The organism is Nonomuraea sp. NPDC049750 (assembly GCF_040659625.1).
GTDB lineage: Bacteria > Actinomycetota > Actinomycetes > Streptosporangiales > Streptosporangiaceae > Nonomuraea.
Window position 1 is genome coordinate 41,451 of record NZ_JBFANB010000057.1, and the last position, 8,021, is coordinate 49,471.

An 8,021-nucleotide genomic window follows, 5' to 3' on the forward strand; every position below is an offset into this window, starting at 1 on the left:
TCTGTGCAAGGGGGATGTGGGTTGGTGATACTGCTGATGGGCTTTTCTGGTCGTGTGCTTCGGAACCTGTAGTGCTCATGCGATGCGCTGGGTGTTCCGAGGGAGATATAGCCCTGTATGTTGCTTGATAGGTGAATCGTTTGTGAATGGTTTCTGGTCTTGAGAGGCGTATTGCCTGATCAGGGGCCGTGGCGGTCGCCCTTCGGGGCGGCCGAGCATCGCAACTGACCCCTGCCGGACCCGCTGATCCCGCTCAAGACGTGGCGGTCGCCCTCCGGGGCGGCCGAGCATCGCAACTCCACTGACGACGTGGACACGCTGATCGATGTGGCGGTGGCGGTCGCCCTTCGGGGCGGCCGAGCATCGCAACTCGTTCCAGCTCTGCGACAATCCGAACCTGACGCAGGTGGCGGTCGCCCTTCGGAGCGGCCGAGCATCGCAACGACGATCCACGCGATCGTCAGCACCGTCGCACCGAGGTGTCGGTCGCCCTTCGGCGCGGTCGAGCATCGCAACACGTACTGGTACAGCAGCGCGGCTGACGCCGAGTCGTGGCGGTCACCCTTCCGGGTGGCCGAGCATCGCAACGCGTCCACAGTGGGTGGCGCGGTAGTGACCGCGCTGGTGGCGGTCACCCTTCCGGGTGGCCGAGCATCGCAACTCGTTCTGCCTGCGTATCCCGGTCGAGCTGGTGCTGTGGCGGTCGCCCTTCGGGGCGGCCGAGCATCGTAACTGGAGAAGTCCCGGTGTCTAGTATCCAATCAGGCACGTGGCGGCCTCCGCGCTGATGGCGGCCTCGCGCACGATCTGGTGATCGAGGTCCTATCACGGGCGTGTGAGAGATACCTGGCCACTCAGGCCCACGCCGATCATGGAAACGATGCGACGCTATGGTACGGCTGTCCAGGGCCAGGGCCTCGGCCCAAGCTCGCCACGGAGACACGCCAACCTCAGCATTACCTCGTCGCGTCGAGCGGGATTCTCGGCGGCGACCTGGGCCGCCATGCAGGTCATACGGAACTCACGGATGTCCCGCAGCGTCTCGAACCCGGCCCACGAGGTGACGTCGTGCCCGTATACCCGGACGAAGGTGCCATAGTCCTCGGCGGTGATGCCGGCCAAGGTGAAAGCCTTGACGGCCGTGGAGGTCAGGTCCCATTCGGGCGGGCCGACCGAGCAGCGTTCCAGGTCGAGCAGTACAACGTCGCCGTCGTCTGTGCTCACCACGTTGCCGATCCATGCGTCCCCATGCACGACGGTCTCCGGCAGGCCCTCGGGTAGCGCTGCGTAGCGCGCCCTCAAATCGGTCAGGCGGGCGCGCATCCAGGCCCGGTCCGACTCGTCGAGAGTGGCCGCACGATCGATCCGCTCTGCGAGTCGTACGAACGGATCCAATCGGCCGATGTCGAACTCGGTCGGTGGCGGGAGATCGTGAAGGCTGCGCAGCGTCGTCGCGACCATCAGCGCCGTGCCCTGTTGGTGGGGTGGTAGCTCTCGCCACCAGGTGACCGCGCGGCCGTCTACCTCGATGGGCTGGTCGACATCAGGCCATACCTGGACGGCGGGTACGTGGTGGGCCTCGAGCCAGCGCGCCACAGCCACTTCGCGCGCCGCGGCGGCAAACTGGCCGACGCGGGAGATGCGTGCGACGATCCCGCCGGGAAGCCGGTATAGGGCGTTCTCGCCGAGCCGGATCAGCTCGGCACCGGCCGGATCGAGTCCTAAGCGGCGGCCGGCCATGTCGAGCGTGGCCCACGCGGACGCCTCGGCGTCGCTGGTCTGGGTCATGCCTGGACGGCCTCCCGGATGCGGTGTCGCAACACGGCCACTGGCGTCCGACTCTTGTGGGGGAGGGCGAACCCGGCAAGCTCCTTCATGTCGTCTTGAGCTCGACGAGAACGTACCGTCCCCGCGTCGGTGACCGCACGGCCTCCGATGGAGGCCGCTTCCTCAGGATCTCCTGTGGCCATGGTGAGGGAGGCCAGCTTGATTCCGCTGATCGCGCGAGACCGAACGTACGCGGCGCTGTGGCCGGTCACCGCATTCGTCAGTCTCATGGACGCCTCGCCCAAGTACCTCTCGTTGACTGTTTCGCCAACGGGCTTTCCGTCCGTTGGCTTGCCGACGATCATCCCGTCGATGACCAGGTCGAACAGCGCATGGCCGGTGTCGCCCGAGTGCTGGGCGGCGTCGTAGTACCGCATCCATGGCTTCTCTTCGCTGGGACGGATGCGGTCGAACTCGGTGTCCGCGTCCTCGACGGCCCTCCACGCCTCCTGTGCCCGGCCCAGCTTGGCGAATGCCCGCGCCTGGGCCGAACGCAGCATGGCGCGCTCGGCCGGCGTCAACCGGTCGGCCCGCACCATCGCGAATTCCACCAGAGTCAGTCCGTTGTCGGCGTCGCCGCACCAGATGGCCTGCCGCGCCATCGAGGACAGCACCTTGGCCCGGAGATGCCAGTCGTTCGCCTCCTCCGCGCATGTGAGCGCGAGGGCGAACATCCTGCGGGCGTCCTCGTGCGCATAGGCGTCGAACGCCATGAATGCCGCCGCGTGTGCCAGCCAGCCAACTGCGGAGTACAGGGGAGCATGCAGCTTTACCGGGCAGCGGGACTGCTTCAGGAGCCCCACCGCGAAGCGCAGTTGCCCGGCGACCGCCTCACGCACGAGACAGCCTCCGTAGGTGTGATCCCAGGTGGTGAAGACGCTGGCGATGGTCCGCAGCTCGGCGATATCGGAGGGATGTACCACCGGGGGCGGTGCGATGATCTGGCCAGGCATGGCCAGCTCGGCGAGCGGGACAGCGGCGACTGCCCCCAGCGCGGTACGGATGAAGCCTTTCCGGTCCACTTCTGTCACGGTAACGGCCGAGTCGGTACGTCGTGATCGACTGAACCCGAGGTCCCGGTCACATTCCGCGCCGAGAACGGTACGGAGTGCCTCTCGATAGTCGCGGTTGGGCCAGCGCACTTCGCCGCGTTCCAACTTCCCCACATACTCCTGAGTCAGGCCGCCCCGCCGGTGGTGGTTCTCGAACAACCAGGTGTTGACCAGGTCTGCCAGTTCCTGACGCGAGGCGTGCTCGCCAGGATCGGCAGGGGACGGCAATCGTTCTCGCGCCTGCTGCATCAGCAGATTGGGCTCGGACATCGGCTGTCTCCCTCCGTCCGCATCGTCGCACAGCGGCCTGCCCGAAGCCTCGCCAATCTGACCGCGATCTGACCGCGGTCTGACTCTTGACTGCCCGACTCGCTGGTGTTCCCGCCTGAGCCGTACGAATCCAGAGTGGAAGGGAATCGTCACCGTACGTGATGGAGGGTATACGGACCTTCCGCACCCGTTTCCATCCCCTGACATCCGCCCGAGGCATTCTGATGACCAGCAACTCTCCGCCGATCACGAGCGGCATCCAGTTCGTCCCCGACGAACTCGGATGGGCGTGGGCCGCCCACCTACAGCGCCACACCTGCGGCCAATGGCTCGTGCTCTGGGAGCCCGGCAGCCAGCACTTCACCGCCTTCTACCTCGGCGAAACGGCCGAGGGCGGCGCCTACCGGAAGGCCGGCACCCCGCAAGGGCTGTGGCAGCGGATTCTTGCGTTCGACCCCATACGTCCTCACCTGGACTTTGAGGGCAACGAGGCTGACGACTCTTCCGCCTGGCAACTGTGGGTGGTTCTGCCGGGCACGAGAGTGCCGAGCGGGCCAGTACCGATGACCATCCCCGCTACAGCGGTCACCCCTTCGTCCGTACAACCACGCCCGGACCACTGTGCCGACCGCACGAGCATGGTCCGCGACCGAAGGATCCCCCGATGACACCTGAGTGCGCACAAACCTTCCATGAGGCGTACACCAGGGTGTTGCGACAGGTAACGACGAGTCCCGATCACCGGATCTCCACGCGAGGCAACGCCTCCCTGGAATCGCTCGACGTGTCCTTCCGCATCACAGACCCGACGCAGCGTGTGCCGTACCTGGCCACACGCCCGATCAACCTCGCCTACAACTGGGCCGAGGTGCTCTGGTACTGGTCCGGCCGCGCCGACCTGGACATGATCGGCTACTACGCGCCCATGATGAGGGCCAGTAGCCGCGACGGCAGCACTCTCACGGGTACGGCTTACGGCCGCAGCCTGTTCACCACCGGAGCTGATGGCCGAACCCAGTGGCAACGGGTGCTGGACCTGCTGGGCAAGGACAACGACACCAAACGTGCCGTTCTGTCGATCTTCAGTCCGACGGAACTGATGATCGACGACAACCCCGATGTGTCCTGCACCATCGCCGCCCAGTTCCTGCTTCGCGAGAATCGGCTGCACCTGACGTGCTACATGCGCGGCAACGACGCGTTCATGGGCATGCCGAGCGACGTCTTCTCCTTCACCGTCTTCCAGGAACTGGCCGCTCACCAACTCGGCGTACAGGTCGGGCACTACAGCCACCACGTCGGGTCGATGCACGTCAACCTGCCCAACCGGCCCAAGGTCCGGAAGATCCTCGCAGAGGTGGGCGCGGACGGTTACCAGCCGCCGGCCTTCCGTTTCCCGGACATGCCCGCCGACGCCTGCCTCACCTCGCTGCGCCTGCTCGCCCAGGAAGAGGGCGGGCTACGGTCCAACACCCAGCAGCACACCGTGGAAAGCGTCGCCGACACCGGACTGGCTCCGTACTGGCAGCAGGTCCTTCTGGCGTGGGAGGCGTACCGGCAGATCACCCACACCGACCGGCCCGTCAGCACGGACATCCTCCAAGCGCTGGACCCGGGCTATCGCTGGCTGGTCGAGCGGCGCTGGCCGAACCGAATACCGCAGGGAGCGGCATGATCACGCGCAGGGCTAACGGCACGAATCTCAGACCGCCAGGCGGATGGGACTACTGGACGGTCGTCATGTGCAAGCCCGACGCGACAGAGCGCAGGCTCGTCAGGCCGATCCTCGAATGGATCGCCGGCACCGTGACCATCGTCCAGATCCGGGAAGTGGTCGTCACCGCCCAGCAGATCCTCGCGCACTACGCCGACATGCTGGAGCTGCAACATCGCTTCCCGTTCGATGTCCGTGCCGACCTCATCGACCACTACGTCGGCTCGACCGTGACGGTGGCACTCGCCCGCGGCTACACCAACGACACCGCGCAGCGCGTACGGGACCTGCTCGGCCACTATGACCCCTCCCGCGCGCCGTCCATCACGATCCGCGGCTACTACGGCGACGACAGCGCCGAGAAAGCCGCCGCCGAGGGGCGGTTCATCCGCAACCTCGTCCACACCAGCGACAACCCCACCGACGCGGCGGCCGAATTCAGGATCTGGTTCGGCGAACCGCACCGACACATCCTGGACCAGGAGGCGCACACACGATGAGCAAGCCCGTCTTCATCGCCGCCGACACCATCACGGCCGGACCCGCGAACCTGCGCCTGATGCCCGCCACCCAGCAGGCCACGCTCCACCCGTACATGGCGCAGATGATCACGAACCGTAAATCCGGCCTCAGCCTGAACCACATCATCGGCTGCCCGCTGGACTGCGCGTACTGCGTTCGCCACTTCTGGGGCAACTTTGAGCAGAAGATCCCGCAACTGCTCGTTCCCACCGACGAGGCGGTACAGATGCTCGTCGATCACCCCGAGTTCGTGGCCGACACCACGCCGATTCAGCTGTTCAACAAGGCGACGGACCCGATGTTGCCGGGGGTGAAGCCGCATACCTTCGCCGTACTGGAGGACCTCGACCGGCGCGGCCTGACCAACTTGGTACTCGTCATCACTCGCTTCCACGTCACCAAGGCCGACATGGCGCGCCTGGAGGGCCTGAAGCACGTACGGCCGACGCTGCTGTTCACCTACTCCGGCATCCGCGACGACCGGGTGGAGCCGATCGCCAAGTCCACCACCACGGTGGATTCCATCATCACCGCGGCTCGCCACAAGCTGCGTACGAAGGTGATCCTCTACTGGAGACCGATTGTCCCGGGCTGGAACGACGATCCCGACACCATGACGCATGTGCTGGGCGTCGCGGCCGATGCCCGGGTGGACGCGATCGTGTTCACCGGCTACTACCACAAAGAGGAGAACACGGCCTACCTTGAGAGCCTGGGAGTGCCGGTGCCGTACGGCGAGAACTGGCAGCGCCGCAAAATCCTCCCTCAGGAGTTGGATGCCCGCGTTGTCCAGGCGTGGCGCGACTCCGGGATCGCGGTCCCGCTGTTCCGCAAGACCTCGTGCGGTGTCACGTACGGCTGGCAGCTCCCCGACTACAACGGGCACCTCGGCGTGCCCGAACTGTGCGACATCTGCCCGCCCGAGCAGGTGGCCCGCTGCGCTGCCGCACTCACGCCGCCGACGACCGAGGAGATCCGCACCGCACTCGACTCATTCGGATTCGACACGAACACGCCTTTCCTGATCGAGGACGGGCACGTCCTGACCGCCAAGCTCGGCGAGCAGCGCCGCTACGCCCTTCAGCACCTGTTCGGTTTCCAGTTCTGGGAGGTCGAGCACCCGCACGTGCATGCCGCCCACGGCCGCGCCCTGGAAGGCTATGAGCTGAGCACCGAGGACCAGTCGCTGCTCGCCGGCGCTCGCGAACGGCTCGCGTCCGCCGCCCGCCACGAAGACGACTGACCCGACACCTGGAGCGCTGAATGCAAGACCAGACGTGGACGGCCGCCGAGCTCGTCGCACTCGACCTCGAAGGCACAGGCGCGCAGGACCGCCAGAACGAGGCGATCCTGGAGATCGCGGTCGTCCCGCTGGCTGAGGGCCGCCCTGACATGGGCGCGGCCTGGCACAGTATCGTCAACCCCGGCCGCTGGATCCGGCCCCGCCCCTGGATTTCGCCTGGCCTTTCCGGCGCTGCCCTCACCAACGCCCCCAACCTCGACGCGCTGCGCGGCAGCATCGCCGAGAAGCTGCATGGCCGCATCCTGGTCGGCCACAACATCGGCGTGGACTGGCGGCTCATCCACCTGCGCTTGCCCGACATCGAGCCCGCCGGCCTGATCGACACCGCCCGCCTCGTCCGCCATCTGCGGCCGGACATCAAGCGGTGGAACCTGACCGTGCTGCTCGCCCAGTACGGACTCGAGGACGAGGTGAAGGCGTTGGTTCCGGACGGGCAGCCTCACCGGGCGCTGTGGGACACGGTGGGCGCCGCCCTGGTTTTGGCCGAGTTGGTCGGTCGGCTCCCGGACAAGGCAGACACCAGTCTGGCGACGCTCAGGCGCGTCGCTGGCCTGCTCCATCAGCCCGAACGAGAGAATGAGGATCAGCTCACTCTCGACCTGCAGTCAGATGCCCCGTGAGGGAGTCTGATCGCAGCGCTGTGCGATCACCCCTGCGTCAGGGTGGTTGCCCCTGAGTCGGGGACGTGTACTGGTCGCTCGATCGAGGTAAGGCGCCGCTCGGGGCGGAAGTTCGCGTCGGCCACCTGGACGACAACAGCGCACCGGCGGCGGTCGCCCGAGTTGAGATCCGACAGAAGATGGGACCCGGTCATGTCGTGTGAGCACGGCCAGGTAGCTCAGCGGGGGGAATTACCTGGAGGTTTGCTCCACAGGGTTGTTTTCGGCGACGCGTTATTCGGCAACGTCGTGGCCACGGCCGGTGGGGTTGTTCTACCTGGGGCTCTGCCAGCCCCTCGAGGCGGCGGCGATCACGCGTTCCAAGCTCATACTGTGGTCAGCCCTCTTTGCAAGGGAAGCATGAGTTGGTGATACTCCTGATGGGCTTTTCTGGTTGTGTACTTCGGAACCTGTAGTGCTCACGCGACGCGCCTGGCGTTCTGAAGGAGATATGGCCCTGTATGTTGCTTGATAGGTGAATCGTTTGTGAATGGTTTTCTGGTCTTGAGAGGCGTATTGCCTGACCAGATGCCGTGGCGGTCGCCCTTTGGGACGGCCGAGCATCGCAACGTGCACCCGGGGAGCAATCGTCAATACTTGTGGATCAAGATCTTTTAAGCGGCGATGGGCGACTCCTCCTCGGAGGGCGCTTCGTCCGGCCGCTCGACGAGCTT

At 66.0% G+C, this 8,021-nt stretch carries 7 protein-coding genes; 5 read left to right on the forward strand and 2 right to left on the reverse strand.

What is annotated here, in order from left to right; genetic code table 11:
• Positions 1-888: 888 nt before the first annotated feature.
• Positions 889-1,788, reverse strand: a complete 900-nt coding sequence (locus tag AB0J16_RS58150) for an aminoglycoside phosphotransferase family protein (protein ID WP_358557554.1) — start codon at positions 1,786-1,788, stop codon at positions 889-891.
• The gene (locus AB0J16_RS58155; RefSeq protein WP_358557557.1) at positions 1,785-3,149 is read right to left on the reverse strand and encodes a hypothetical protein; all 1,365 of its coding nucleotides are present in this window, start codon (positions 3,147-3,149) and stop codon (positions 1,785-1,787) included. The genes AB0J16_RS58150 and AB0J16_RS58155 overlap by 4 nt, the downstream gene beginning before the upstream one ends.
• Before the next feature lie 224 nt (positions 3,150-3,373).
• Here AB0J16_RS58155 and AB0J16_RS58160 point away from each other — a divergent pair, with 224 nt between their 5' ends.
• Genes AB0J16_RS58160 through AB0J16_RS58180 form a run of 5 tightly spaced genes read left to right on the forward strand, consistent with a single transcriptional unit; the run spans position 3,374 to position 7,308 of the window.
• Positions 3,374-3,817: a hypothetical protein gene (locus AB0J16_RS58160; protein WP_358557560.1), complete on the forward strand. Its 444-nt coding sequence runs from the start codon at positions 3,374-3,376 to the stop codon at positions 3,815-3,817.
• Positions 3,814-4,824, forward strand: coding sequence for a thymidylate synthase (locus AB0J16_RS58165; RefSeq protein WP_358557563.1), 1,011 nt, complete (start codon positions 3,814-3,816; stop codon positions 4,822-4,824). Before AB0J16_RS58160 ends, AB0J16_RS58165 begins: the two co-directional genes overlap by 4 nt.
• Positions 4,821-5,363 carry a nucleoside-diphosphate kinase gene (locus tag AB0J16_RS58170; protein WP_358557566.1) on the forward strand — a complete coding sequence of 181 codons (543 nt, stop codon included), beginning with the start codon at positions 4,821-4,823 and terminating at the stop codon, positions 5,361-5,363. The genes AB0J16_RS58165 and AB0J16_RS58170 overlap by 4 nt, the downstream gene beginning before the upstream one ends.
• Positions 5,360-6,628, forward strand: coding sequence for a hypothetical protein (locus AB0J16_RS58175; protein WP_358557568.1), 1,269 nt, complete (start codon positions 5,360-5,362; stop codon positions 6,626-6,628). The genes AB0J16_RS58170 and AB0J16_RS58175 overlap by 4 nt, the downstream gene beginning before the upstream one ends.
• Positions 6,629-6,648: 20 nt before the next feature.
• The gene (locus tag AB0J16_RS58180) at positions 6,649-7,308 is read left to right on the forward strand and encodes a 3'-5' exonuclease (protein WP_358557571.1); all 660 of its coding nucleotides are present in this window, start codon (positions 6,649-6,651) and stop codon (positions 7,306-7,308) included.
• Positions 7,309-8,021: the final 713 nt, after the last annotated feature.

Excerpts from the sequence above, each read along its gene's own strand:
- AB0J16_RS58180 (WP_358557571.1), top strand. The coding sequence starts at position 6,649 with ATGCAAGACCAGACGTGGACGGCCGCCGAGCTCGTCGCACTCGACCTC.
- AB0J16_RS58165 (WP_358557563.1), top strand. The coding sequence starts at position 3,814 with ATGACACCTGAGTGCGCACAAACCTTCCATGAGGCGTACACCAGGGTG.
- AB0J16_RS58155 (WP_358557557.1), bottom strand. The coding sequence starts at position 3,149 with ATGTCCGAGCCCAATCTGCTGATGCAGCAGGCGCGAGAACGATTGCCG.
- AB0J16_RS58175 (WP_358557568.1), top strand. The coding sequence starts at position 5,360 with ATGAGCAAGCCCGTCTTCATCGCCGCCGACACCATCACGGCCGGACCC.
- AB0J16_RS58170 (WP_358557566.1), top strand. The coding sequence starts at position 4,821 with ATGATCACGCGCAGGGCTAACGGCACGAATCTCAGACCGCCAGGCGGA.
- AB0J16_RS58150 (WP_358557554.1), bottom strand. The coding sequence starts at position 1,788 with ATGACCCAGACCAGCGACGCCGAGGCGTCCGCGTGGGCCACGCTCGAC.
- AB0J16_RS58160 (WP_358557560.1), top strand. The coding sequence starts at position 3,374 with ATGACCAGCAACTCTCCGCCGATCACGAGCGGCATCCAGTTCGTCCCC.